Source organism: Ekhidna sp. (assembly GCF_965247405.1).
GTDB lineage: Bacteria > Bacteroidota > Bacteroidia > Cytophagales > Cyclobacteriaceae > Ekhidna.
In genome coordinates this window covers 717,785-744,753 of the sequence record NZ_OZ252014.1, presented here as the reverse complement: position 1 = coordinate 744,753, position 26,969 = coordinate 717,785, and the positions used below count along the sequence as shown (strand labels likewise).

The 26,969-nt window shown below is 42.5% G+C and carries 16 protein-coding genes; 7 read left to right on the top strand and 9 right to left on the bottom strand.

The window, feature by feature from the left end; all coding sequences use genetic code 11:
• Window position 1 precedes the first annotated feature (1 nt).
• Window positions 2–1,183, top strand: a complete 1,182-nt coding sequence (locus tag ACP14Y_RS03295) for a hypothetical protein (RefSeq protein WP_424961547.1) — start codon at window positions 2–4, stop codon at window positions 1,181–1,183.
• A gap of 63 nt (window positions 1,184–1,246) precedes the next feature.
• On the opposite strand, the gene ACP14Y_RS03290 is transcribed toward ACP14Y_RS03295, so the two are convergent.
• The gene (locus ACP14Y_RS03290; RefSeq protein WP_424961546.1) at window positions 1,247–1,582 is read right to left on the bottom strand and encodes a single-stranded DNA-binding protein; all 336 of its coding nucleotides are present in this window, start codon (window positions 1,580–1,582) and stop codon (window positions 1,247–1,249) included.
• A 180-nt stretch (window positions 1,583–1,762) separates the two neighbouring features.
• Here ACP14Y_RS03290 and ACP14Y_RS03285 point away from each other — a divergent pair, with 180 nt between their 5' ends.
• Both ACP14Y_RS03285 and ACP14Y_RS03280 read left to right on the top strand, forming a co-directional pair.
• Complete coding sequence (locus ACP14Y_RS03285) at window positions 1,763–2,122, top strand: hypothetical protein (protein WP_424961545.1); 360 nt, start codon at window positions 1,763–1,765, stop codon at window positions 2,120–2,122.
• 69 nt (window positions 2,123–2,191) lie between these two features.
• Entirely contained in the window at window positions 2,192–2,431 is a 240-nt protein-coding gene (locus tag ACP14Y_RS03280) for a CDGSH iron-sulfur domain-containing protein (RefSeq protein WP_424961544.1), read from the top strand.
• Here the strand turns inward: ACP14Y_RS03280 and ACP14Y_RS03275 are convergent, their stop codons facing one another.
• On the bottom strand, window positions 2,432–2,854 hold the full coding sequence (locus ACP14Y_RS03275) for a hypothetical protein (protein WP_424961543.1): 423 nt from the start codon (window positions 2,852–2,854) through the stop codon (window positions 2,432–2,434).
• A gap of 422 nt (window positions 2,855–3,276) precedes the next feature.
• On the opposite strand from ACP14Y_RS03275, the gene ACP14Y_RS03270 reads away from it, so the two are divergent.
• The 3 genes from ACP14Y_RS03270 to ACP14Y_RS03260 all read left to right on the top strand — a co-directional run bounded on the left by ACP14Y_RS03270 (window position 3,277) and on the right by ACP14Y_RS03260 (window position 9,778).
• Window positions 3,277–7,038 (top strand): S8 family serine peptidase, encoded by a 3,762-nt coding sequence (locus ACP14Y_RS03270; protein WP_424961542.1) that lies wholly within the window; start codon window positions 3,277–3,279, stop codon window positions 7,036–7,038.
• 82 nt (window positions 7,039–7,120) lie between these two features.
• Complete coding sequence (locus ACP14Y_RS03265; RefSeq protein WP_424961541.1) at window positions 7,121–7,573, top strand: methyltransferase family protein; 453 nt, start codon at window positions 7,121–7,123, stop codon at window positions 7,571–7,573.
• 93 nt (window positions 7,574–7,666) lie between these two features.
• Window positions 7,667–9,778 carry a M1 family metallopeptidase gene (locus ACP14Y_RS03260; RefSeq protein WP_424961540.1) on the top strand — a complete coding sequence of 704 codons (2,112 nt, stop codon included), beginning with the start codon at window positions 7,667–7,669 and terminating at the stop codon, window positions 9,776–9,778.
• A 42-nt stretch (window positions 9,779–9,820) separates the two neighbouring features.
• On the opposite strand, the gene ACP14Y_RS03255 is transcribed toward ACP14Y_RS03260, so the two are convergent.
• Window positions 9,821–10,174 (bottom strand): SiaC family regulatory phosphoprotein, encoded by a 354-nt coding sequence (locus ACP14Y_RS03255; RefSeq protein WP_424961539.1) that lies wholly within the window; start codon window positions 10,172–10,174, stop codon window positions 9,821–9,823.
• A gap of 24 nt (window positions 10,175–10,198) precedes the next feature.
• Window positions 10,199–12,418 (bottom strand): M1 family metallopeptidase, encoded by a 2,220-nt coding sequence (locus ACP14Y_RS03250; RefSeq protein WP_424961538.1) that lies wholly within the window; start codon window positions 12,416–12,418, stop codon window positions 10,199–10,201.
• 124 nt (window positions 12,419–12,542) lie between these two features.
• Here ACP14Y_RS03250 and ACP14Y_RS03245 point away from each other — a divergent pair, with 124 nt between their 5' ends.
• Window positions 12,543–13,976, top strand: coding sequence for an SUMF1/EgtB/PvdO family nonheme iron enzyme (locus ACP14Y_RS03245; RefSeq protein WP_424961537.1), 1,434 nt, complete (start codon window positions 12,543–12,545; stop codon window positions 13,974–13,976).
• Window positions 13,977–14,026: 50 nt separating this feature from the next.
• Here ACP14Y_RS03245 and ACP14Y_RS03240 read toward each other — a convergent pair whose 3' ends face one another.
• The 5 genes from ACP14Y_RS03240 to ACP14Y_RS03220 all read right to left on the bottom strand — a co-directional run bounded on the left by ACP14Y_RS03240 (window position 14,027) and on the right by ACP14Y_RS03220 (window position 26,898).
• On the bottom strand, window positions 14,027–17,644 hold the full coding sequence (locus ACP14Y_RS03240; protein WP_424961536.1) for a M1 family aminopeptidase: 3,618 nt from the start codon (window positions 17,642–17,644) through the stop codon (window positions 14,027–14,029).
• 24 nt (window positions 17,645–17,668) lie between these two features.
• On the bottom strand, window positions 17,669–18,562 hold the full coding sequence (locus ACP14Y_RS03235) for an ABC transporter ATP-binding protein (protein ID WP_424961535.1): 894 nt from the start codon (window positions 18,560–18,562) through the stop codon (window positions 17,669–17,671).
• A 281-nt stretch (window positions 18,563–18,843) separates the two neighbouring features.
• Window positions 18,844–20,886, bottom strand: a complete 2,043-nt coding sequence (locus ACP14Y_RS03230) for a penicillin acylase family protein (RefSeq protein WP_424961534.1) — start codon at window positions 20,884–20,886, stop codon at window positions 18,844–18,846.
• A 3-nt stretch (window positions 20,887–20,889) separates the two neighbouring features.
• On the bottom strand, window positions 20,890–24,024 hold the full coding sequence (locus ACP14Y_RS03225) for a VPS10 domain-containing protein (RefSeq protein WP_424961533.1): 3,135 nt from the start codon (window positions 24,022–24,024) through the stop codon (window positions 20,890–20,892).
• Between the two features lie 234 nt (window positions 24,025–24,258).
• Window positions 24,259–26,898, bottom strand: coding sequence for a M14 family zinc carboxypeptidase (locus ACP14Y_RS03220; RefSeq protein ID WP_424961532.1), 2,640 nt, complete (start codon window positions 26,896–26,898; stop codon window positions 24,259–24,261).
• Window positions 26,899–26,969: the final 71 nt, after the last annotated feature.

The window sequence follows — 26,969 nt, the reverse complement described above, 5'->3', positions numbered from 1 at the left end:
AATGAAAAGGACGATAATGAATATTAAGATGAATACGATAAATAGAGTTATGATGTATTGCTGCTTTATTGTAGTAGCATTCCTTAGCAGTGCTCAAGAGATTGATGTTGAACGTATGGCTAGGGATCTTAAGATAGCCGAGGATATACTTGGCACCCTGTCCGAACAAGATAGTCGGATTTTTTACAACGATAATATTGAAAGTAATTATGTGCCCGATTATGGTGTAATATTTACTATACCCATGAAGCCTTTTGTATTCAAATCGACAGGAAGTGGGAGAGTGGCTTACTCTACTAGTGGTAGTGGAGTAACCATCATTGATTCACGAGTTAAAAGGGATGCCAAAGAGCGTAGGGATAAAGAAGGTGATGCCAATGTGATTGTTGATATCGATCCCGATGATGAAGAGGAGATAAAAGTTGATGAATCTGAAATAATGGAGGAGATGGAGGCAGAAACTCGGGAACAAATAGAAATATTTTTGGCAGACTATGCAGATTTAATTGGGCAGCTAAAACCAAGTGATCGGATCGTGGTTCAAACCAAAAGTCGAAATGAAGTATACATATTCAACTCGCGTGGAAGCAATAAATCCTCAGCTGGTATGTCAGCGCAGGTATTAAAAAGTGATATTACATCCTACAAGCAGGGGAAGCTCACTCGTGATGAATTTATGGGAAAAATTGAATTTTCTGAAGAGGGCGAAGAGGTAGCAAAGGATATAGAATTGTTTGCTACCATTTTCTCACGACTGTATGAGCCTGACCTATCATCTACCTATTATCTTTCATCGCGTCGCATAGCATATAACAAGTTGAAAAATATGGGAGTCACTTTCAGTTTAAAATTTTACTCTTCCACAAGTGACGGAGGTATTCACACTATACGAACTACAGGAGAGTCAGGACTAACTCAGGAAGAACGAGATGAGAAAATCAATGCTATGTATCCGGATTTTGAAAAATCCTTTAAAGAAAACCTTTTGGATTATGGTCGTACCATAAAGAGTTTGGATGCTAATGAGATGCTTATTTTCAAAGTTAGACTTACAGAATGTAGAGGTTGTGAAATGCCTGATGAAATTAAAGTAACAGTGAAAATGAAAACACTTCAGGATTATGACAAGGGAGCACTCTCAAAGAATAAAGCACTAGAACAAATCTCAATTTCAAGGAGCTAATATTTAGAAGCAAAAAAGCCCGACTATCATTCATAGTCGGGCTTTTCTAATTTGAAATAAATCTCAGTCTTTCTTTCCCATCATGAGGAGCTCATTCATATTAACCTCTGTGATGTATTTCTTTACACCCTCTTTCTCATATGACCGGTTTATGAGCTTTCCTTCCAGCGCGATTTCGCTACCTTTCTTCAGGTAGTTCTCCACCACGTCTGCTTTCTTGCCCCATACCACAATATTGTGCCATTGTGTGTCCGTTACTTTTTCACCTTTGTTGTTGTAATACGTCTCGTTTGTTGCGAGTGAGAAGGTGGCCATTTTCTTGCCACTATCGAATGTTCTCACTTCTGGTTCGTTACCTAATCTACCAATTAGTTGTACGCTGTTTTTTAAACTTGTCATGATAAAAATATTTAAGTTATTTAAAGATTCATCCGTTGGTAGATGAATGTGTCGTTTGACGAGAGCAAAGGTTTAGCAAGTGGAAAGGTGGATTCGGTTTTTAAATATTTGTAGTCATTTATTATCCGTTTGTAGTCGTTTGTAATTGGATTTATGCTTGTAAATCAATACTTTAGAAATATGGAAATTAGAGAATGTCCCGAATGCGGAAGAGCCGTTCACGGGCGGATAGACAAGAAGTTTTGTTCTGACGCCTGTAGAAATGCCTATAACAATAAGGCAAATTCAGCTGCAACTAATTACATGAGAAATGTAAACAACACGCTTGCTAGGAACAGACGAATTTTATCTGAGCTAAACCCAGATGGAAAGAAAAAGACACATCGAGATAAATTGCTGAAGAAAGGATTTGATTTTGATTTTTATACGAATTCTTATACAACGAAAGCAGGAGACATCTACCGGTTTTGCTATGAGCAGGGCTATCTCATTTTGGATGAGGGCTTTGTTTTATTAGTCGAAAGGAAAGACAATGAATAGGTTATTTGATTTTTTTTGAACAATTTAATTGGGGTAGGTATTATTTTAATAAACCTAAACACCTGTAGTATGAAGGAACCAAAAATTGCTGATAAAAATCCAAAACCGGTAGATCTGGAAGAAGGAAACACGTATGCTTGGTGTGCTTGTGGTCAATCCGACAACCAACCCTTTTGCGATGGATCCCATGGAGGGACCAATTTTTCACCAGTCGTCTTTAAAGCAGAAGCAACCAAAACTGCTTACTTGTGTATGTGCAAGCGAACAAGTAATCCTGGATTTTGTGACGGCAGTCATAAGTCACTCTAATCACCAGGTAGCATGATCCAGATTGGCATTGATTACTGTGGTCGAATCAGCTACAATCTCAAAAGGGTGACAATAACATTCATCAGGACATTCAATCACGTCGCAAACAAAACTGTTCTCATCTCTAAGAAACAAACTGTAAGATCCTTCAGGTAGCTTGATCGAGTAGACGCCTACATCATTGGAACTAACACTATCAACAAGCAATTCCCACTGGAAGTCTTGATTTAGCTGAGTTATATAAACAGTTGTGGAAATGGGCTTAGGTTCACAAGGAGGAACACCGGGACCCGGCATGCAATTCCCTTCAAAGATCCCAATTACACCTTTTAGTTCTCCAAAATTTTCAAAGCGCTTTTGAGCAATGCAAGAGGAAGTGATAAGTATTAAAACAAGTGCAAATCCAGATAAAGATCTCGTCATTGGTATTTCCTGATTTCAAATGAATATTTCCTAATATATCAACATTCGTCTATAAAATTTTATTATTAGTCGATAACAAGAAATATTTATTATCATTTGATAATACACTTCAGTCTTTCTTAAGTACAAATCATTCTTAACACATTCTGAAAAACAGACTATTTAAAAATAAAATTCTAATAATATTATAATAACAGAATAAAACACCGAATTCTATTTTGTTAATCAAAGTTTGTTGGAAGTCGCTGAAATATTGCCTTATATTCGTTGGATTAATTATTAACCTAATCGATTTATTATGAGAAGATTAAAGCGATTGGTAAGGGCTTTATTTAGCCTCTTTACCTCTCCACCCTGACTACTTATGTCAGCACCTCTTCAACCAGCCCCTTAATATTTTTTAACTAATCGTATTGTTTATTATGAGAAGAACAGAGCGACTCGTAAAGGCATTGTTGCTAGCCTTTATTGTGTCCACTACTACCTCTTTTGCCCAGACGTTTCAGCAGCGGCAAGAGATCAGCAACACCTATGACAAATCAAGACTAACCCAACTACGACAGGAATTCAAGCAAAAAGAAGACAGTCGAAGAGCTCAAGCCATCAACATGGCGTCAATGAGAGGTTGGGAAATCCTTAAACCTAATTCAGATGGCTCAGTAGATGAGTTGGTTGCTGTTTCAAGAGATGGTAAACCAATCTACTACACGATCTTTAATGCAGATGCCGCGCGATCGACCAGAGCTGATCATCTCAATATTGGTGGTTCTCTTGGTCTCAGTCTGGATGGTCAGAATATGACGGCCCATGTGTGGGATGGAGGCCCGACTCGAGTAACACACCAGGAATTTGATGGTCCTGGTGGAAACAACAGGGTAACCATCAATGATGGTGTAACCGGCCTTAATGGAAACAGCTTCCACGCACAGCACGTAACCGGAACAATCGTTGCTTCCGGTGTTCAGGCTGCCGCAAAAGGAATGGCTCCTCAGGCACAGGCATTGACCCATGATTGGAATAATGACCTATCTGAAGCTACGACTGAGGCTGCAAGCGGAATGCTCCTTTCAAACCATTCATATGGTTACAGAGCAGACTTGGTACCAGATTGGTATTTTGGTGCCTATATAGATGAGTCCAGAGATTGGGACAACCTGATGTACAACTCCCCTTACTACCTGATGGTAGTAGCGGCTGGTAATGATGGTAACGACAACTCCTCAAACGGACAACCGCTTGCCGGACAGTCTGCTTATGATAAGCTTACCGGGCATTCCACAGCTAAAAACAACATGGTGGTTGCGAATGGTCAGGATGCCAACGTAAACAATGATGGATCTTTTAACTCTGTTGTGATCAGCAGCAGCAGTAGTGAAGGGCCTACCGATGATTACAGAATTAAACCAGACATTACTGGTAATGGATCAGGAGTTTACTCTACTTACGACAACAGTGACGTAGCATATAATTCGATTTCTGGAACATCAATGGCATCACCAAATGTAACAGGAACTTTGTTACTTCTTCAGCAGCATTATAACAATGTGAATGGATCATTCATGAGAGCTGCTACATTGAAAGGATTAGCCCTTCATACAGCAGATGATGCTGGAATCTCAGGGCCTGATGTGATTTATGGTTGGGGATTATTGAATGCGAAGAAAGCTGCTGAGGTAGTTAGCTCAAATGGAGGAGCTTCTATTGTCTCTGAACTTACACTAAGTCCTGGACAGACCTATACATTGGATGTTGATTCTGACGGAAGCAGTCCCTTGATGGCATCTATCTCCTGGACTGATCCGGCTGGTACAGCAAATACGGGTACAGCCAATGACGGCACCCCGGTACTGGTCAATGACCTGGACATCAGTGTTTCACAGGGTGCAACTACTTATAATCCATACAGACTGACAGGAATTAACTCGAATGGTACTGGAGATAATACGGTAGATCCTTATGAGCGAGTAGATATCGCAAGTGCTACCGGCTCTTACACCATCACAGTTACTCATAAAGGGTCTCTGAGTGGCGGTAGTCAGGATTACTCATTAATCGTAACAGGACTTGGGGCTTCCCAGCCTTGTACAGCCACCACACCAACAGGGCTTTCTGCTTCTAATGTAGGTTCATCTACAGCAACACTTTCGTGGAATGCAGTTTCAGGTGCTACTTATGATGTTCGATACAGAGAAACAGGAACTTCTACCTGGGCGACCCAGGCTACTTCTGGTGCATCGGCAAGTCTTACCGGATTAACTCCACAGACTCAATATGAAGCTCAGGTACGTAGCAAGTGTTCTGATGGATCTAACTCAGCATATTCAAGTTCAGTAAACTTCACTACAACTGAAGTGCAACTCAACTATTGCTCATCAAATGGAAACAATACCAGCGACGAGTATATCAGTAGAGTTCAGCTTGGGTCAATAGATAATAGTACAGGGGCTTCTTCAGGTGGATATGGCGACTTCACCAGCCAGTCTACGGATCTGGCAAAGGATGCTTCCGTTACTATAACTGTTACCCCAACGTGGACTGGAACAGTCTATAATGAAGCATACAGCGTGTGGATTGACTACAATAAAGATGGTGATTTCACCGATGCGGGTGAGCAGGTGTGGACACAAAGTGCAACACAAAACACTCCGGTATCCGGAAGCTTCACTGTACCTAGTAGCGCTGCTGAAGGTAATACACGAATGAGGGTATCCATGAAATACAATGGAATACCAACTTCATGTGAGTCTTTCCAATATGGTGAGGTAGAGGACTACACGGTAAATATTACAGGAAGCACTGGTGATACTCAAGCACCGACTGCTCCTACAAACCTTTCTGCTTCAAATGTGACTCAAACATCTTTAACCTTGAACTGGACCGCTTCAACGGATAACGTTGGTGTAACAGGATATGACGTATATCAAGGTAGTTCAAACATTGGTTCCGTAACAGGAACCTCTGCAAATGTCACTGGATTAGCAGCTGGAACGACCTATACATTTACAGTAGTTGCGAAAGATGCCGCAGGCAATGAGTCGGCTGCTAGTAGTCCACTACAGGTTACGACTCAAAGTAGCGGTATGACTTGCTCATCCACTGTTACACTCCCTTATTCTGAAGGGTTTGAGAGTGGTGACGGATGGACACAAGTAACTGGAGATGATGGAAACTGGGTACGTGACGCAAACGGGACACCTTCATCAGGAACAGGACCAAGCTCAGCAGCGGAAGGATCATATTACATGTTCTTGGAAGCTTCAACCAATGGAAGTACCGGCCAAATCGGTAGCAATGCAACAGCTATTTTGGAAAGCCCATGTGTTGATCTTTCAGGACAAAGTGCCGCAACATTCTCTTTCCAGTACCATATGTATGGAAATAATATTGGATCACTAGTGGTTGAGGCTTCTACCGATGGCAACAACTGGACAAACTTGTGGTCTCAATCTGGAAATCAAGGCAACTCTTGGCAGTCTGCCAGCATTAACCTTGCATCTTACCTGGGTGGTGATGTGAAGTTACGTATGGTGGGAACCACTGGAAATGGATGGTCAAGTGATATTGCAATTGATGACCTGAAAGTGACTGACGGAACATCAAGCGATACAGATGTCACTCTGACTATCGTTCTGGATAACTATCCTGAAGAAACAAGCTGGGAGATCAGAGATGGAGGAACAGTGATAGCATCCGGAGGAACCTATGGTTCTCAGCCTGATGGATCGACAGTTACTGAAGTAATTACACTTGCTGATGGATGCTACGATTTTGTGATCAATGATTCTTACGGTGACGGTATCTGCTGCTCATATGGCAATGGCTCATACAGCCTTGTCGATGGAAGTACAACTCTTGCATCAGGTGGGGCATTTGGATCTAGCGAGACCACTGCATTCTGCGTTGGTGGTGCTACTTCATCTTATGCCATTCAGTCATCATCTTCTGTGGGAACTGCGGTAAGTGTAAGCATGTATCCAAACTATCAGGTAGAGGATCGATTGACCATTGCTTCTACTAGAAATGAAGTATCATATACCATCACCAATCTAAATGGCCAGGCTGTAGACAGAGGCCAATTGGATAGTGGAAAAGTCTATGTTGGTGATTTAAATGCAGGAATGTATATGATTCACTTGGTAGATGATGGTGGTAAATCACTTATGAAAAAATTCGTGAAAAAGTAAGTCAAGGTTTAACCTAATCGTAATGGCCCTATCCCCTTTGTTTGGGATGGGGCTTTTTTGTTTTTACTATTATCTTACCCTGATGAAATTGAAAATACCACCAGTAGTAATTTTTTTCTTTAGTCTGGGTGTGATGTTTGGAGCTTATTATTTCATTCCACACTGGTCATATTCATTTTCATATCAAACCTTACTATCCAGGATATGCCTTGCTTTGGGTGTATTGGTAGCATTTTCAGGAATTATTGCATTTCGAATGAAAAGAACTACGGTGGATCCGCTTCATCCGGAGAAAGCCAGCTCTTTGGTCACATCTGGTATCTATCAATACACCAGAAATCCGATGTATCTAGGGATGGCTCTTGTGTTGATAGGCGGTCTCATACGTATCGGAAACCCGCTATCAATGAGTGGAGTTATCTTCTTTATTTGGTATTTAGACAGGTATCAAATCCGTCCTGAGGAGGAATCACTCATTAAGGTTTTTGGCAAGGAGTATGTGAGCTACTGTGAAAAAGTAGGCAGATGGCTTTAGAGTAGTTGAGGCAGTCAATTCCACCAACGGCTCTTCACTTCCGTGACATTTTGTTTTTCTTTACGCATCATCTTATTCAAAAATAAAATCACTATGAGAAAAGTATTTTCACTAATTACAATTATGCTTAGTCTATCCTTAATGGCACAGGAGAAGCGACTGTTTATGCCAAAGGAAATGCAGCAAGCCTACGATAAAGGTACCCGATCTTTCGATGGTAAACCAGGCCCAAATTATTGGCATAACACCGTAGACTATGATATCCAAGCAACCCTTAATCCTAAAAACAGAGGAATAGAAGGGCAGTCCACGATCACATATCAAAACAATAGCCCGGATGATCTTTCCACCATTGTGGTGCGCTTGTACAATGACGTATTTAGAAAAGCAAACCCACGTTTGATGCGTGTGGATGAGCGAGACGTGAATGATGGAGTAACGCTCAATATGGTGCAGGTTCGTGGTGATTCAATTGATCTGGAGAGTAGATCTGTTAATCGCAATGGCACCAACCTTTTTATACGACTGGATGAGCCGGTAAAAAGCGGAGGGAGTATTGAACTAGCAATCAATTGGGAAACCGTCATTCCTTATACCAATCGGAGAACTGGAGTAGCCGATAGCACATCATTCTTCGTAGCATACTGGTATCCACAAATCGCCGTATATGATGATGTGTTTGGTTGGGATACCCAGGATTACACTTTTAGAACTGAGTTTTATAACAATCTTGCAAACTTCAATGTGGAATTCACTGCACCAGAGTCATTCACCATCTGGGCAACCGGTGTGCTGCAAAACCCGGACGAAGTATTCAATGATGAAATTCTTGATCGTTACAATTCGGCCTTAACCGCAATAGAGCCAATGGATATCATTGGAGGAGATGACCTGAATGGCGACTTTTCTCATAAGTCAGGTACCTGGAAATTCAAAGCAGACGAAGTGCCTGATTTTGCATTTGCGATGAGTGATCATTATGAGTGGAATGCTGCTTCCCAAAAAGTGGATGGCAAGGACGTGTTGATTAGTTCGGTATACCCAATGGGTAATCCGCAGGCTTTCGCAGCGATGACTCCTAACCAACAAAAGACGATGAAGCATTTCTCTGAGGATATTCCGGGAATGCCATATCCATATCCCCGTTTTACAACTTTCATTGGACTTGGCGGAGGTGGAATGGAATTCCCTATGATGGCCTATAATGGAGGTCCTGGTCTGGGAGTAACCGTTCATGAAATGTTCCATATGTACTTTCCAATGTATGTGAGAGTAAACGAACGACGCTTTGCCTGGATGGATGAAGGATGGGCAGACTACATTACTTCATTGGTGACGAATCGCTTTTTTCAGGGTGACGATTCTCCACTTTTCACCAATTTTAAGGGGAGTGTAGGTGGAATGCAGGGGCAGTATGAAGATCTGCCATTATTTGCTTCATCTCAGTTTATGGATGGTTCAAACTACGGATACTCAGCTTACCCGCTACCCGCATTTATTTATTCGATGCTTCATCAGCATCTAGGTGATGAGGTGTTCTTTAAAGCATATAAGGAATACATCAACAGGTGGGCTAAAAAATCTCCAATCCCTTTTGATTTCTTCTATACCATGGAGGATGTAAGTGGACAAGATCTTAGCTGGCTCTGGAAGCCATGGTTTTTTGATTTTGGAGCACCGGATGTAAAGATTGGAGGCATAAAGAAAGATAAGCTGACAATCGTTAATGCTGGCAGCAGACCGGTTCCCGTAAAAGTGGAAGTGAAGTATGATAATGGTACTGACTATGAAACAACCATGTCAGGAAAGTCCATTTATGGTAAAAAGGAGGTCGTAATTTCTATACCTGAATATAAGAAAATTGAAACCATTTCGGTGAATGCCAGTGTGCCTGATCTGGATGATACCGATAATTTCTATCCATCATTGCAAGAGCGAATGTCTGGTGTGGAAGTGCCGGAATCGATACTTGGAAATTATACGATAGCCAACTTTAACATCAATGCCATGATGGAAAAAGAGGATGGGCTGGTAAAAGTTAAGGTCCCTGCTGCAGGAATGAATATGGTGGTATTACCGAAGGAAGATAAATGGCAATCTCTAGATGGTCAGGTAGTTATATCTTTCGATGATACTGGCGATAAAACGTCAATGACGATGGAATTGAAGCAGTTTGGAGTAACAGTGCAAGGCACTAAAGAATAAGAAGCAATAGCAAAGGAAGCCTCACAGTTTGTGAGGCTTTTTTTATTTATTAACGTAGTTAAACTTAAGTCCGGATCTACTCTCCAGATCTTCACCTAACTCTTTGTGATCCTCATCACCCTCCTCGCTAAACCAGCGAACCATTACCATGGCGCCCATGGCCTGCTTTTCTTTTAGCTCAAGCATCATTTGATATAAGCACTTCATTGTTCCCGTATCGAAATGCTCCAGCTTGATCTCAACAATAAATGTTGGGACAGTAGTGTTTTTTATTTGCTCGATGAAGGGCAAATAGAAATCCTGCACATCTCTCATCGCCGAGCGACCTTCAATCCTGATTAATCCGGTGGTTGGATTAAACCGTATGTTTGGTATTATATCTTCGTTTTCTGACATGTGGTGATGATTTTTGTAACAAAGTTACTCATCTTTCATTTCCTCAAATTTATCAGTTTGTTTCTCTCTTGGGAAAATATTGTTCTCCAAATTCACATCTGGAAGTTGTTGATCAGGATCAATAGCAATATTTACGACTTCCTTTTCTTTCAGAAACGTTTTAGTAACCTGAGCTTCGTTTAACCTCCATATTTCTGCGGGAAGTTGCTGTATTTCTTTTGATCCATCTGCATAGGTCCATTCAATTATCACAGGCATCACAAGGCCCCCTTTGTTTTTGAAGGTTAGTTCGTAGATATTCTTACCTGAAAGCTGTTCGCGCATTTTCCCCTCATCCAGTCTGCTTAGGAATTGACCGTATGCTCCATCAGTGGTTGTAGCCAGTGAAAATGGCTGTGGTCCGTCTGAAAAGTCCATTCCGTCATTTCCTTCGCTTTTGCCGGATATACGCTTGGTATCCCCTCTCTGTCGTTTGTTTTCAACGATCGCCTGATCATCCTTTAGTTGAAACCACTTTACTTCCGCTAAGTCTACGTCCCATGTTTCCGTAGTAAAAAACCAGCCTTTGAAAAACCAATCCAAATCTGTCGCTGTTCCATCCTCTAGCGTCCTGAAGAAGTCTGAGGGATTCGGATGCTTGTACTTCCACCTGTTTGCATATTCTTTGAAGGCAATGTCAAAAAGCTCTTTTCCAACGATGGTTTCTCTCAACATCTGTAGGCCTACTGTAGGCTTCTGGTAGAAATTGGCACCCATTTGAAAAAGCAAATCATTGTCGGAATTGGTCATGATTGGACGTAAAGTCTTCTGATCGCCCATCATGAATGTTACTATGTCTTTTGGTCTGGTGCTACTCCATTGAGGGTAGCGTTCCGCCAGTGTTCGCTGGTGCAGGAACGTATTCAACCCTTCATCCATCCACATCCATTTGCGCTCATCTGAGCTCACAATCATGGGGAACCAATTGTGACCAACCTCATGAATAATGGTGCTGGTCATGCCTCGTCTGGCAGCTTCACTGATCTGTCCATTTACGGGTCGTCCTCCATTGAAGGAGATCATCGGAAATTCCATGCCGATGTTAGAGGTATTTACAGATATAGCAGTCGGGTAGGGGTAATCAAAGGTGGCTTCTGAGTATACCTCCAATGCCTGCTTTACTGCGTTAGTAGATTCTTCTGTCCAGACCGGCAAGCCCTCTTTTGGATAGAATGACATAGCCATTACTGTGTTGGTAGGCAGCTTTACGGCCATTGCGTCCCAAATGAATTTACGGGAGCTGGCAAATGCTACGTCACGTACGTTCTGTGCTTTGAATTTCCAAGTTTTTGTTTCCGTGGTTTTGGTTGATTCGTTTTTCTCAGCCTCTTCAGGAGTTACGATGAACAGTTGTTCATCAAAGGAATTTCGAGCTTTCGCTAACCGGTCTCTCTGGGTCTTAGTCAATACTTCTGATTCATTGGATAGGATACCCGTACCAGCAACAATGTGATCTGCAGGAACGGTAAGCTCCACTTCATAGTCGCCAAACTCTAGCGCAAACTCACCCAGTCTTCTGAATTGCTTGTTTTGCCAGCCTTCAGTGTCATTATATACGGCCATTCTCGGAAACCAATGACCCAACAAAAACACCTTATTATCATCCTCTGGGAAATACTCATACCCCTCACGTGAAAGTAAGAATTTGGCTCGATCAGTGATGTAATTTTTCCACTTGATGGAAAAGCTGATGTTTTCTCCCGATTGCAATGGTTCAGGTAAATTGATTCTAAGAAGCGTATTGTTTACGATATAATCCAAAGGCTTTCCACTTGCATCCCTAATCCACTGAATGTCTGTTCCTGCCGGAAAGTCAATTGGTCTGAGTAGGTATTGCATTTGAAGGGAAGAAATGGAATCCTGAACTCCTCCAAGCACATCTCCAAAATCTTCGTTTCCTTTTCTGTTTACATTTTGCTCAATGTTGAGCCAGAGAAATTTAAGCTCGTGTGGTGAATTGTTGTAGTAAGTGATGGTCTCCTCACCAATTAGCTCATTGGTATTTTCATCAATTGAAGCTTTGATTTTGTAATCTGCTCGTTGCTGCCAGTAGTCTTCCCCGGGAGCTCCTGAGGCTGTTCGGTAGGGGCTGGGTGGTTCTAATAATCGATCAATAGCGTTGAATTTTCCGGAATATCCTGGCACGTCCTGACCGAATGATACCCCAATAAATGATAAAAGAATTATCGCAAAAACGGATCTCATGGTGATTTCATTTTAGACATATAAAGGTAATGCATGGGGAGTGCGAAGTAAAAAGGGATTACATGGATGGTCAGTATTTCTTGATAATCCTTTTTAAATTGAGTTGGGTCAAAAACTTATCAATATGAACTGGAAAGAAGTAATTCTCATTGCTCTTATGGTCAGCAGCAATTTCGTTTGCATGGCAACTGACGTAAAAATCACCTACGTGGAAACGGTGAGTGCCTTTGGAGATCGACCACCTTCGATCAATTTCACAATTGAATGGGAAAACAGTTGGAACAATGACCGAAATCACGATGCTTCATGGGTTTTTTTCAAGCTGGATCAGGGATACAATACGACTCATCAATTTCTAAAACCCGGAACTGGTAAAATGGTATGGAAAGGTGATTCATCTATGCCAGATGCGAAAGTAGAAGTTGCAGATGACGGGTCCGGAGTGTTTGTATATGGTGGAAGCAAATACCGAGGTGATTTGCTCTATCATATTACCGTAGAAAGAGATACCGTTAAGACTCCTCTAAGGACACGTTTCGAACGAGTGGAGCCTGCTGCGATTGAAATGGTCTATATCCCTGAAGGGAGCTTTACCCTTGGTGACCCGGATAAAAAGGCACTCAATTTTGGTGCATTTTATCAATCGGATGGGGAAGGAAATTTTGATGGTCTTGTTGAGATCACGTCTGAAATTCAGGAAATACCTGTAGGTCCTGAAAGTGGAAGCCTATACTATCAAAGTGAGGAAAAGATCTATCAGGGTGATCAGCAAGGACCCATACCCTCAGAATTTCCTAAGGGCTATGACGCCTTCTATATTATGAAGTATGAAGTATCACAAGGCCTATATGCCAAATTTTTGAATCTGATTGGGAGTACGGCTGCTACAGTTAGAGTGAATCTTGGATCACCGAATTATGAAAAACACGGTGGCACTATAAGCCTAAAAGACGGAAAGTATGTTGCAGGTGCTCCGGAGCGTAGAAACGTCTATTTTCACTGGGACGATATGATGGCTTTTACCGACTGGGCTGCTTTGCGACCATATACAGAATTTGAATTCACAAAAGCATCCAGAGGTCCGTCAAAACCGATGGCTCAAGAATATCCCTGGAATTCTTCATCTATTGATGAAATGGCACTTCGGATAGATCCGGTTACACAAAATCAAGTCATGCTAAGTGGTCTTACCGAAGCTGACCTTTCTGAATCAAATCGGGCTCAGTTTGGTGCATCCTACTACTGGGTGATGAACCTGGCAGGAAGCATGTGGGAGAAAGTGATCACCGTTGGGGATGAGGTAGGCAGAGCATTTACTGGAGTTCACGGAGATGGATCTATCAGCTACTACGGTTTTGCCGATGTTGAAGGTTGGCCGGAAGGTTTTCAGGAGGTGAAGGGATATGGATATCGTGGAGGAGGGTATTACGGAGTAAAAGGGGAGATTACTGATTTCAATCCTTTTAGTCCCATTGCATACCGAACCTATGGAGCATGGAGTGGGGGACCAAGAAATGCAGCTTATGGCTACAGAGCTGCCCGCACGGCACCTAAATAAGTGGTATAAAAAAAGGCAGCCCAAGGCTGCCTTTCTGAATGGATGAGTTTTTAAGTCGACTCTGCGATTGACACCTTCTTAGTATTATCATCCGGATTTCTATCGATGAGTTTGTTTAATGGATCTACACCGGCAGATGAAGGCTTTTGATCTACTTCTATTTCTATGATATTATCATCACTTGTGAATTTATGCTTCTTCAGGTAGATGAATTTTTCATCTCCATCTTCATCTTTTGTGTAGATCCCAACATCAATCCAGTCGCTGATTTCCACCTGTGTGGAGAATCCCAGGCTGTCAGATTCCATCTTCTTCGTACTCAAATCAAGGGTAACTACATATTTGCCATTGCCTGTTTCCTGATAAGTCGCTTCATCCACTTTGTTTTCATACAATATGATCTTATCAAAAAAGTCCGTGATTACGCTTTGCATACTGTCGGCAGTGACCGTTCGCAAATACCCAATCAAATCGATGGTTGTTGCATATCTGCCATTTCGCTCAAGTGCTCCAAAGCCCCAATCATCAATAAACCTTTTCAGCGCAACATTCACACTGTCTTCGCCGATGTAATCTTGAAGTGCATACATGATATTAGCACCTTTTCCGTAGTGTATGTATGCTTGATTTTCTGCCAATGCGAGTGGCATCTCCTTTTTCTGTTCGGTGGTACGTCCACTCAAGTATCTGTTCAATTCCTCTTTTAAGAACTCTTTGAGATGCTCCTGTGGATACTCCTGCTTCATTACCATCAGTGCCGAATACTGAGAAAGTGATTCTGAAAGTACGGCACTTCCCTGCACATTGGCCGGAAAGAGCTGATGGCCCCACCACTGATGTGCCAGCTCGTGAGCGGTGACGAAATAGGTAACATCCACATCATCCTCTTCTTCAACCTTCACCATGAATCCGATAGCTTCAGAAAAAGGAACTGTATTGGCAAATGATTGTGCAAACGAAGCATATCGCGGGAATTCCAGAATACGCATCTGACGATATTGGTATGGACTGAAATTCTCAGAGAAGTATTTGAAAGAGTGCTTCATACCCTTCATCATGCTTTCCAGATTGTATTCATGCCCTTTGTGGTAATAGATTCCCAGATCAATTTCCCTATCTGTTGAGTCATTTAAGGCAATCGAGGTATTATCTTTAACCACCTCATACCTGGCCGAAACGATGTTGAAAAAAGGCATCATTTTCTGATCCATTTTGTAGTGGAAGTAGCGTCTTCCGTTTTCTTCCCATTCCCGCTGCAAGTAGCCTGGAGCGATAGCGATCTGATCCGGAACCGTTCCTACGATTATCTCAAAGTCTATTCCATGCGAATCGTCGCTGATGAAGTTCTGACGTAACCCAATCGGATTATCACGCTCCATCATGCGTTCTTTTGGTTCCAGATCATTGTCTTTTCGATCATCATCACTACCAAGCTCATTCCCGGAATTGTAACCTAAACTCGGGAAGCTACCATTATTAAGAAAGGTGCCATTGAACACAATGCTAGTATTGGAGCCTGATTCTTTGAATCCTTCAGAATCAAATACATATTTAAAGTCCATCGTAATCGAATCCCCTGGCATAAGGGGTTGCTCTAATTGATGAACGTAGTAACGATATTCATCATAGCTCTCTACAATTGTCGTTGGTCTGCTGAAAGTAACAGTCTCATAGGTAAGGTCTTCGTCCAGCCCTAGCTGAAGATGGATGCTGTCGATCGGCTGATCTTCGAAATTCTTGAGCGTATATGTGCCTTCCATACTATAATCCCGATCATCGGGATAAAGTTCTGATCTGACATCTATTCGAGTGATTTTCGGCTGTTTTACATACTCATACTTCTTGAGTGTACGCTCATAATCAGCTTGTATAGCCTCTTGTTCATCCGAATTTCTATACGTGTTTTCAATATTCGTGTTGTAGAAAATGTAACATCCTGACATAACAAAAGTGAGAAACGTGGTGATGATCAATGTAAGAATCGGTCTCGATAAACGCATTTTACCTATGTGCCATCTCCATTTCATAGCAGCTTCTGACCCTCGCACTGCAAACACAACAGCAACACCAAATAGAAATATGCTGAATGCCAGCCAGTAAAGATCAAACCATGAAAAGCTTTTCACGAAATGACCATATCCGTTCATTTCAGAATAGGTACCAAGGCTGGCGCTACCAAATTGAAACAAGCTATGCTCTAGTCCTAGAAGATCTAGCACGCCAGTAGCAATGAAAAAGACAATCACCACCGCATGTCCCAGAAACTTGTTGTTGACCATCACCTGAACGAAGAATGCCAGCAAGGAGAATAAGATCACAAAAGAGAATGTCTCTGTGAATAGTGTGTAGAAATATACTGGCAGATCAAACTTATAATACCCCTTGGCCGCTTGTATGATTACTCCGGACCCAATTAGAATTAGGTTGAGTATCACAAAGACTAATATCAATCCTATGAATTTGCTAACGAGGCTTATAAAGTCAGGCATTGGTAAGGCATCCTGTATCAAGTTGATTTTAACATCACGTTCTTTCCAAACCAGCTCCCCGGAATAAAACACCAGGATGATCAAAAAGAACAGTCCAAATGACCCGGTGATCAATTCGATCATTAAGTAAGTAGTGGGATAAGTATATGTTCCGAAAACACGGCCAACAAAAAATGAATTGACCACCATCAGGAACATGCCAAAGACGATGATGGCCTGAAAAGGCACACTTTTAATCACAGTCTTGAAGTAAAACCACGTTTGCTTTCTAAGCTGGAGTAAGTAAGTGCTGAATCCAAAATTGAAGCTAACCGATGGGATAGAAACACTTGTTTTCGAAGCACTTTCTGCTTTAGTGGTCTTTTTCTTAAACCAGGACTTGCGCACCACATTGAAGCTGAATGAAAAATACCCAATAATGAGTGTGAGTAATCCGATCCCCATCCACATGAGTCTGTTCCACATCACTACTCCTTCGAAAGGAACGACCATGCTGTTTTGTTCAGCGACTGTCCAATATTGGATCTTATTAGCGATGGTGCGAATGGCGAAAGGATCAATAAGAGCAGCCAAATCTCTGTTGTCCACCTCTCTGGTAAGAATGAGTGCGATTTGATAAACAGCAAAAAGCAGGATCCACTGGACGTACACCGTAACCATTTTTCTGGATAGAGCTCCGGTTACAAAGAACAAAGCACTTGTAAAAAACAGATTAGCCAGGACAATGGTAGCAAACGGTTGAATGTAGTGATAGAAATTGAACGCTAGCATTTTATCCTTGTCCGGATTAAATAGTTCACCTAGCATAAAACCAAACATCATTCCCGAGAATACGAAAAGTACTACTAGAAATGAGCCCAAAAACCTTCCAAGTAAATAATCGAATTTGGAAATAGGGGTAGTAAAGAGCATGGATTCTGTATTGTGCTCAAAATCTCTCAAGACAGCCACGCCCATAATAGCGGATGTGATCATCATCATGATACCTGAAAGGATCGCCATCATATTGGCAATCGTAGTAGGGGAGTTTTCTTTTACTAAGCCTGACCCACCGCCTACCTGAATGATGTCAGTGCTCATGGTCAGCACGGCCATTAAAAAAAGAATGGCAAAGTAGACATAAGTTGCCGGTCGCTTTTTGCGATACTGAAGCTCGAATTTTAATATTTTAAACCACATAATTTTACGATTTAGAGGTATGAATTAAGCGGGTACCGCTTCAGGTTGAGTTGAAGATAAAATATGAGAGAAATACACATCTTCCAGATCTGCTTCTACTGCTTCAAATGATGCATCTGGTTTAGTGTCAGACAGCACATGTATTTCAGGTTTCCCTGCAATCAATCGATCAGAAATGACCGTGAAATCGCTCTGATATTGTTCTAATTCCACTTTTTCGATCTTTTTCTTCCAAACTTTGCCCGCTACTTCTTCCAGAGCGTTGGCCGGACTTCCCTGATAAAGGACTGTTCCCAGGTTGATGATAGCCATACTGGTACATAGTTCCTTCACATCATCCACGATGTGCGTACTTAAAATCACCACCGTATTTTCACCCAATTCACTTAACAGGTTGAGAAAACGGTTTCTTTCTGCAGGATCCAGACCTGCGGTTGGCTCATCTACAATAATCAACTTTGGGTTCGAAAGGAGGGCTTGTGCAATTCCGAAACGTTGCTTCATCCCGCCGGAATAGCCACCCAGGTTTTTCTTTCTGGCTTGCCACAGATTAGTCTTGTGTAGGAGGCTTTCTACTAACTCTTTACGCTCTTTGCTGTTAGCGACCCCCTTGAGCACAGCCAGGTGATCAAGGAGCACCTCAGCGGATACCTTTGGGTAAACACCAAATTCTTGAGGGAGGTAGCCCAGAATCTTTCTTACTTCATCTTTTTCGCGAAGCACATCCAGATCGCCTAGCATAATGCTGCCAGTATCTGGCTCTTGTAATGTGGCAATGGTACGCATGAGACTGGATTTTCCGGCTCCATTAGGACCCAGGAGTCCAAACATACCGGTTGGAATATCCAGAGAAACATCATTTAGCGCTTTTACGCCATTTGAATAGGTCTTTGATAAGTTGCTGATAGTTAGATTCATCGTGATTGTTTTTTAGTATATGATGCAGTTAGTGCATCATACGTATCAATTTATTTTATTTTATTGATCCGAGGTTCTACGAAATGATAAATGGTTGATCGGGCAGGCTGGATGACGAAAGTTTGGTTACTTAAGGTGCGTTCTGAAGGAAAGGATCAGAAAGACGACTAGGTCAACCTAAAATTAATCCCTATTCCCTTATGAGTGAGGTACGAACGAGACTTGGGAATCTTTGGCATGAGAGTAACAGTGACTCCCATTGGGAAGGAGGATATGATAAACTACTCAGGATGATAAATTCGTTCAGCATTTTTCCTGACTTCATCAATATTCAGCGTCATTGGCTTTCGCTTTTGGCTAAGGAATAAGGAAATCTGATCATCATAATGGGGACTGTCCGGTCGATTGGAAGCACCAAAGACATTGACAGTTTCAATGATCGGTAAACCTTCTTTAGGGTATCTCACCATCATGATGTACGATTCACCGGTTTTTGCTCGTACTTTACCCTCACCCATATAATCAGAATGCATGGCTGCAATGACATCAGGTAAACCGCCAATTGGATATTCTTCATTACCTCGCACCAGCTTTTGATATTCACCAAGGGTTACATCGATCTTTCCAAAATAGTGAAGCAGGTATCTTCTTACATAGTCCACTGCTTTGTAATACTGTTCAGTAGAAACGTTTTTTACGTCAATCTTATCAGAAACACGCGCCAGACCTTTATACAAAATATTCAAGTGAGCAGCACCCATTGCATTCACATCTGCCTTCTTATCCCAACTTTGGATAATCTTTAGCACTTGCTCAGCAGAATCAGCTTGTGCAGGATCCAAATCAAAAACAGGATTCAGGTCGATCCAATAAACCAGGGAATCTGGTAGGGTCGCATCATATTTAATATCCAGGAAATCATTCCAACTCAGTTGATCATATTGATCAATCAATTCCATGAAACGATAGCTCCGATTGTTATCATACGCACGATAGCCCATGGTAGAATCAAAGTCTGCAGGCTTAAGATTATCGGATGTAGCAGTGGCATTGAATGCACCATTGTTGGTGTTGAATAAATAGCCGGATGAAGGGTTGGTGATTTGTGGTAAATCATAAAAGGGATGATAGTATTGTGGTATGATTTCAGAAATATTTCCTGGGAGGGTAGTGCTCCAGTCATAGTTAGGATTTCGTTCGGGCACTTTTCCGTTTCCCACATAAAACAAGCTGTCGTATTTGTCTGCATAGACAATATTAAAGCTGGGGATGGCCGTCATTGATAATGCTTCTTTGAATTCTGCAAGGTTGGTTGCTTTGTTCATCTTGTACCATTGTTCGATGGCACGTATCTCATCAAATACGGCCATGTGAAAAGCAAACGCTCCTTTGTCATTCTTAACCACCGGACCGTAAATCGAGTAAAAAGCATCCCGCTTCACTCCAATTTTGATTCCAAGGAAGACTTTGACTTTCAGTTTGATCTTTCGTTTTTCTAATTGCAGCCATTCATCATCTACCCGGTATAAATTTTCCTTATCCGGATGCATTTCCAATTGGAAAACATCTCTTTTATCAAAATAATTGACGGTGTGAGCCCACCCCAGGTGTTCATTGGTTCCATGAAAGATCACAGGTCCACCAGGGAACAATCCTCCAAGCATGTTCCAACCTTCATCACTGACAAGATGTGCTTCATACCATGCGGCAGGTCCTTCGAGTGGCTGATGAGAATTCACAGCCAGAAACACTTCCTCACTGGTGGTCTTCTTCCTGCTGATGGCAAACGCATTGGATCCTTTTGTTTCAAAATCCACCGTATCCACCTTACCATCAAAGAGGTTCCGAATGAGATTGTCTGCACCATCCTGCACCGCTAGTTGCAGGACGTATGCTTTGAAAATATCCGTAATAGAAACCGGAAAGGCCTTTTTCACTAAAACTTCTTCTTTGTGAGCTTCTGCATAGGCATTCAAACCAGCAACGTATCCTTCAGCGATTTTGATAAATGCGGGATCAACTTCATCCAGATGTTCTTTGACAATTTCTTCACAACGAAGCAGGCCAACCACATAGTCGATGGGTGCTCCATCAGGTCCCTGGTAGCGACCCATCATTTGTTTGGCTGCAAGCAAGATCTCTTGAATGGTTTTGAAGTCATCCTCTGCATGTGCCCAGGCTAAACCATAGGAGACCTGCGGATCTGTAGAAGCATAGATGTGTGGTACACCCCATTGGTCACGGATGATTTCAATCTCGGACGGGTTGAATTGCCCCTTGCAAACGATTGTTGCAAGAAGCAATATCACATAAAGTAGTCGCATCAATTAATCTTCGAGTATTACCGCTGGTAAGTTAAGTTTTTTGTAAAGGTCATTGAAAGCCTTCAACTCGATATTGATCAATTCATTCTTACGCTCAGCATATGATTCCCATTCTTCCTTCAGGTCATCATATCGGTCCTTTGCGCCTTGCGTTAATCGCGGATCAGCTACATCAATAAAGGATTTCAAACTCATCATTTGGCTGTTCAGCTTATTTTGGAAATTGATTACGTCCTGGAAGGTTTCCTGTTTCGGCTGAATGAGTTCGTTTTCCCACGCTTCGATTTTTTGAACCAATGCTTTTGCTGTATCCAGTAAATCCTTAGCTTCTTCCAGGTCTTTCAACCTTTTCTGATACGCTTGCAGCTGTGCTTTTCCCGACCGCATAGTATTCACGCTCTCGTGCATGTCTCGGATCATATCCTCAATCTCTGTAAGCATGTTTTGTTGCGACTCCCAGTCAGCTTTAGCATATTCCTGACCAGGTACTTCCAAAATGTTTACTTGAGTAGAAATTGTGTCTTCCTCTGTTAAAAGTCGAATCGTATAGGCACCAGGTGCTACCCTCGATCCAGTGTAATCCCCAAAAGAGAAAACGCCATCCACTGCAAGAAGTGTCTCACGCCTAAAATCCCAGGTAAAACGATTTACGCCTTTTTTCACGGGTAAAATCTGTGGGGCAGGAGGTCCACCCTGGAACGACTTGAATGATTCATCTTTCTGGCTGGAGAATGATCTGATTACTTCATTGCCATCAAGAATCTCTACTTTCAATTCAACACTATCAGGTAATTCTTCACTGAGGAAATAATCAAAAGTCACGCCTGAAGAGGGATTCTTGCCTGCTTCAACAGGAGCACTTCCACCCAAAATTCGATAGTGATTTTCCTTGGTAAACAATGCACCATTTTTCATTCCTTTTCCTAGTGTTCCCTGGATAGCACTCAGGTCATCCAAAATCCAGAATGATCGCCCAGCTGTAGCAGCTACCAGATCATTTTGTCTAATGGTCAAATCATTGATAGGAACCACAGGCAGATTTAGTTGAAGTTTGGACCAGTTGGCACCATCATCCGAAGACACATAAAGCCCGGTTTCCGTACCGGCATAAAGCAAGCCTCTCACTTTAGGATCTTCCCGAACCACTCGAGGGAATCCATTTGGGTCATCAAATCCATTGGTGATCTTCGTCCATGAGGAACCGTAATCATTAGTTTTGAATATCAGTGGAGTTAGGTCGTTGAATTTGTATCGCATGACCGTGATGTAAGCTGTGGCTGGGTCATGAGGAGATATTTCAATCGAGTTGATGATACCTTCCAGCAATCCTTTTGGTGTCACATTCGTCCAGTTGGCACCTTCGTCTTTGGTAATATGTACCAATCCATCATCTGAACCAACCCAAATCACTCCATTTTCATGCGAGGATGCCGCCAGGTACATGATGGTATTGTAGTTTTCTCCACCTGCTGCTTCGTTTGTGAATGGCCTTCCACCAGGTCCTTGCTTGGTGGTATCGTTCCTAGTAAGGTCCGTTGAGATGGTTGCCCAGGATAATCCTCCATCAGTCGTTTTGAAAACGACATTACCTGCATGGTAAATGGTATTTGGATCATGCGGTGATGCAACAATCGGAGCGTTCCAATTGAAGCGGTGGCTGAAGTCTTTGGGAATACCACTCAAACGCTGCTCCAGGTATTGCATGATCGGCTTACCCTCTTCGGTTTTTTTCTCCCATCGCTCAATGATTCCCTGATAACATCCACCATAAATCACCTCCGGATTTTTGGGATTGAATGCCAGGTAGGCACTTTCACATCCTGCCACGGAATACCAGTCTTTCCATCCAATACCCCATCCATTGGTCCGGCTTGGAATAGCTATCGCTGAATTGTCTTGTTGGCCGCCGTAGACATTATAAGGAACCAGGTCATCAGTGATTACTCGATAAAACTGAGCGGTAGGCTGGTTTTGTTGTGTTGACCAGGACTGCCCTCCATTGAAAGAGACATTTGAACCTCCATCATTGGAGTTGATCATAAGCTGATTATTAGTGGGATTGATCCACAAATGGTGATTGTCACCATGAGGGACAGAGACATTTGAAAAACTTCGACCTCCGTCAATGGATTTCATGACCGGTGCATTCAAGACAAAGACTTTGTTCTCATCCTGCGGATCTGCGAATACTTCCATGTAGTACCATGAGCGTGTGATCAGAACTCTGTCTTTATTTATTTGCATCCACTTCTTGCCCGCATCATCTGATCGATAAAGACCTGACTTAGATCCCTCTGCTTCGATGATCGCAAAGACACGATCCGGGTTAGCGCGAGAAACAGAGATTCCCGCTTTACCAAACTCTTCAGGAAGTCCTTCCTCCATCTTCTCCCAGGTTTCACCGCTATCTGTTGATTTGTAAAGTCCTGACCCTGGTCCACCTGACCTAACCGTCCATGGGTATCGCTGATGATCCCACATAGCAGCATAAAGGATACGAGGGTTGGTCATATCCATGGAAAGGGAAGAAGCACCGGTGCTGCTATCGACAAACAAGACTTTTCTCCAATTGACACCACCATCAATCGATTTGTAGACACCTCGCTCCCCGGAAGGTCCATAAAGCGCTCCCTGTACCGACACATAGACAATGTCTGGGTTTGAAGGATGTATGACAACATCCGAGATATGCATGGACTTATCCAGCCCGATGTGTTTCCAAGTTTTCCCTGCATCTGTACTTTTATAAACACCATCACCACTGGAGGTCATTACACCCCGAATTGCATGTTCGCCCATACCTGCATAGATCACATTGGGATCTGATTCAGCGACCGAGATCGCTCCAACGGTTCCGGTTTTTAGTTGTCCGTCAGAGATGTTTTGCCAGTTGATACCTCCGTCTGTAGTTTTCCAGATTCCACCTCCTGTGGTTCCCATGTAGTAGGTCATGGGGTCGTTCACCACTCCGCAGGAAGCAACACTTCGACCACCACGCGTTGGGCCAATGTTTCGCCATTTTAGGCCTTCATATAACGAGGCATCTATTTTATTTGAGTCGTTTGATTTATTCTTTTTCTGGGCATCTACGGTTGAAAATGTGAATAATGCTAGAATAATTAAGAGGTATTTTTTCATGGTTTTAAGGGTTAGGTTTAGAAGTCCACAGAATTTTGGAAAATATATTTATTCCCCTCCTGGGAGGGGTAGGGACGGTCCGCCGCAGCGGTGGGTTTTATAATTATGTTTTCTGGTCTTATAATTTAATATTCAAAAATGACTTTTCTTCAAGAACCCACCTCTTTCTCCTCCGTGGAGGAGACTTAAGGAGTCATTTTTGAATGTATAAATAGTGATACATCGGATGAAGGTTTAGAATCCGGGCAATATCATCACTGCATTTTGCATCAAGCGTGATGGTCCAAGCCAAAACATCCGGTACTGGGTGTTATCGATCAGGTAGACAATTTTACCCTCACCCATATTAACGACACCTGCAAAAGCGAGTCCTGTGATATGTTCCAGGTTTTCTTTCGATGCATAGCCGGCTACCAACAGGCTGGATGGATCTTTTTCGTAATAGCCTACAGTCTGTATTTTTTCTGAGGGAATGATTCCATCATTACCGAACTTAAGTGAATAGAGGCTTGATTTCAAGCCAAATGCGAGTGGATGAGTTGTGTCGATTATGGCATTCATTGCTGATCCCGGAACTCTTCGCTTCCCAAAATAATCCTCGCGATCGGCATATTTTAGGTAGTTGCGCTCATCGCTGCTATCCTTCGGGCTTTTCTTCATTTCTACTTCCGTGATTTTGGAGTTTTCTTTCGTGAGGAAGGAAGCAGCACTTTCAGTTGCAATCAAGGTGCCTCCGTCATTGATCCATTCTTTGATTTGTTCCTGCTGTTCCTCACCAAATAATGCTTTGAGTGTGCTTCCACCCCCTGGAAGGATCAGCACATCATAGTCTTTGAGGTCAGCGCCACCAAACCGGAATCCTTGCTTTGGGAGGCTGGTTTGTTCCAGAGCAGTCGTTCGAATGCGTTCAATTGGCAACTGTGTCACCCAGTCAAAAAGAAAGTAAATCTGACCTCCTGTATAGGAGCTAAATGGCGGATCTACCATTATGGCAATTTTAGGTTGCTTGACAGGTCGATTTCCAGTATTGGCCAAATCCATCCCTGTCTTCATTCGACCAGAGTTGAAACCAACAATCTTAACACCTGAAGCGATGGCTATTTGCTTGATGTCTTCATCGATCGTCTTGGATTTTTCCCGATTTCGTCCTTTTAGAATGATCAACGAGCCAGCAGGAAATGAATAATTACCATCACTGAAGGGTTTTTCAGCAGATCTCACGTTGTATTTTTTTGCCCAGAGCATTGCCAGTGCTTGCGGAGCATTTCGTTGCGACCAATCAATCACGTACGCATAGCCTGCTTCATTATTGGCTACCCCGCCTTGACTTTTCGGCATTTCAACTACCTCTTCCATATCCACAGAATAACTGCCGGCTGTTGACCAGGCATCAAGATTATAAGCGATTGGAGCCGACCATGTAGCCATGTCATACATGACAGAGTCTTCGATAGCCATATTTCGCTCCATGATGCTGTTGATAAACAGTGCTCGTGGTTGATCGGTAGGAACCACGAAAGTTCCTTGTGGGAGCGACTTCCTGCCGACCGACCCGGTGCGATAGTCTTTTGCAGCAGTAACCTGGAAATTACTATTAGCCCGATAGACTGAAACTCCATTTCGTTTCAATACCCGAACCAGCTCATCAGCGTACATGTCATTGTTTGCAAAGAAGTATGCTTTGGTACTTGTTTTACTATTGGCTGGCTTCCAGGCATCAAAACTGTATTTAAGCAACTCTTTTCGATTATTGGCAGATGCTTTGATGGTGGCAATAGATGTTGTATAGTGATCAAAAATTCGTTGACGCAAAGTCAGGTGATAACCGTCATCTGTTTCTACAATACGTCCACCTGCGGAGTGACCTCCCTGCTCGGTAAGCATACCAATGGCACCCATTACGCTAGGCCAGCTGGAGCCATAACCAGGATAGAAGAAGTCAAAGGCATCTCGGGTGAAGTAGTTGATTTGATGCTTGTCAAACGCTGCAACGTTGGCATCACCAAAGACTTTAGACCAGGGCTCGTATGTATCCGGAAGTAATTTATTTCTTGGTGTGGTCCCCGGCATGGTGAAGTAATTAGAATTGTATCCTTGCTCGTGATAGTCCACATGAACCTGCGGCATCCACTTTTGATACTCCCCTGTGTGCCCTCTGGATTCAGGGTGCACGCCCCATATCCAGTCTCTGTTCAGGTCAAACCAGTAATGATTGGTTCTGCCTCCCGGCCAGTCTTCAAAATGCTCTAAATCTTTAGGTTCTACTCCAGGTCTTCCCAATCGTTTCATGGATTTGTACCAATAGACGTACCGATCTCTTCCGTCCGGATTAATGCAGATATACATGATGATGACAGAGTTTTTCAGGATGTCCAGCGTTTCCTGATCCGTGGCAGCCGCCATTCGATAAGCTACCTGCATGGCAGCCTCGGAGGAGGAGGCTTCATTTCCATGAATGTTGTAAGAAAAGGAGGTGAAAACCGGTTGATTTTCAATGATGGACTGTGCCTCAGAATCAGATGCAGTGAGAAGGTTTAAATGCTCCTCTTTGATTGCATCGATGTTATTGATATTTTCCTGAGAAGAGATCACCAGATTGACCAGTGGTCTTCCTTCATAGGTTGCACCATACTCATTATAAAGCACTCGTGGAGATGAAGATGCTAGCGCCTTATAATATTGAACGATATGTGCGTAACCGGTAAAGTTTTCACCGAGCGGATAATTCAAAAATTGCTCAGGTGATTGAATGTCTGCGTTGATTGGAAGATCGGGCTCAAACGAAAAACGTTCTTGGTCTACCACTTGAGGTTGTGCAAAGCTGCTAAATGATGCAACTTCGATTATCAGAAATGCGAATAATAATAACTTCATATCTTAAAAGGTTAGGCTTTGAAGATACAAAGAGCTGATCACTTTACCGGAGGCAAAGTGATCAGCTGAAA

Excerpts from the sequence above, each read along its gene's own strand:
- ACP14Y_RS03220 (WP_424961532.1), bottom strand. The coding sequence starts at position 26,898 with ATGAAGTTATTATTATTCGCATTTCTGATAATCGAAGTTGCATCATTT.
- ACP14Y_RS03290 (WP_424961546.1), bottom strand. The coding sequence starts at position 1,582 with ATGACAAGTTTAAAAAACAGCGTACAACTAATTGGTAGATTAGGTAAC.
- ACP14Y_RS03245 (WP_424961537.1), top strand. The coding sequence starts at position 12,543 with ATGAACTGGAAAGAAGTAATTCTCATTGCTCTTATGGTCAGCAGCAAT.
- ACP14Y_RS03240 (WP_424961536.1), bottom strand. The coding sequence starts at position 17,644 with ATGTGGTTTAAAATATTAAAATTCGAGCTTCAGTATCGCAAAAAGCGA.
- ACP14Y_RS03235 (WP_424961535.1), bottom strand. The coding sequence starts at position 18,562 with ATGAATCTAACTATCAGCAACTTATCAAAGACCTATTCAAATGGCGTA.
- ACP14Y_RS03265 (WP_424961541.1), top strand. The coding sequence starts at position 7,121 with ATGAAATTGAAAATACCACCAGTAGTAATTTTTTTCTTTAGTCTGGGT.
- ACP14Y_RS03230 (WP_424961534.1), bottom strand. The coding sequence starts at position 20,886 with ATGCGACTACTTTATGTGATATTGCTTCTTGCAACAATCGTTTGCAAG.
- ACP14Y_RS03285 (WP_424961545.1), top strand. The coding sequence starts at position 1,763 with ATGGAAATTAGAGAATGTCCCGAATGCGGAAGAGCCGTTCACGGGCGG.
- ACP14Y_RS03275 (WP_424961543.1), bottom strand. The coding sequence starts at position 2,854 with ATGACGAGATCTTTATCTGGATTTGCACTTGTTTTAATACTTATCACT.
- ACP14Y_RS03270 (WP_424961542.1), top strand. The coding sequence starts at position 3,277 with ATGAGAAGAACAGAGCGACTCGTAAAGGCATTGTTGCTAGCCTTTATT.
- ACP14Y_RS03255 (WP_424961539.1), bottom strand. The coding sequence starts at position 10,174 with ATGTCAGAAAACGAAGATATAATACCAAACATACGGTTTAATCCAACC.
- ACP14Y_RS03280 (WP_424961544.1), top strand. The coding sequence starts at position 2,192 with ATGAAGGAACCAAAAATTGCTGATAAAAATCCAAAACCGGTAGATCTG.
- ACP14Y_RS03295 (WP_424961547.1), top strand. The coding sequence starts at position 2 with ATGAAAAGGACGATAATGAATATTAAGATGAATACGATAAATAGAGTT.
- ACP14Y_RS03225 (WP_424961533.1), bottom strand. The coding sequence starts at position 24,024 with ATGAAAAAATACCTCTTAATTATTCTAGCATTATTCACATTTTCAACC.
- ACP14Y_RS03250 (WP_424961538.1), bottom strand. The coding sequence starts at position 12,418 with ATGAGATCCGTTTTTGCGATAATTCTTTTATCATTTATTGGGGTATCA.
- ACP14Y_RS03260 (WP_424961540.1), top strand. The coding sequence starts at position 7,667 with ATGAGAAAAGTATTTTCACTAATTACAATTATGCTTAGTCTATCCTTA.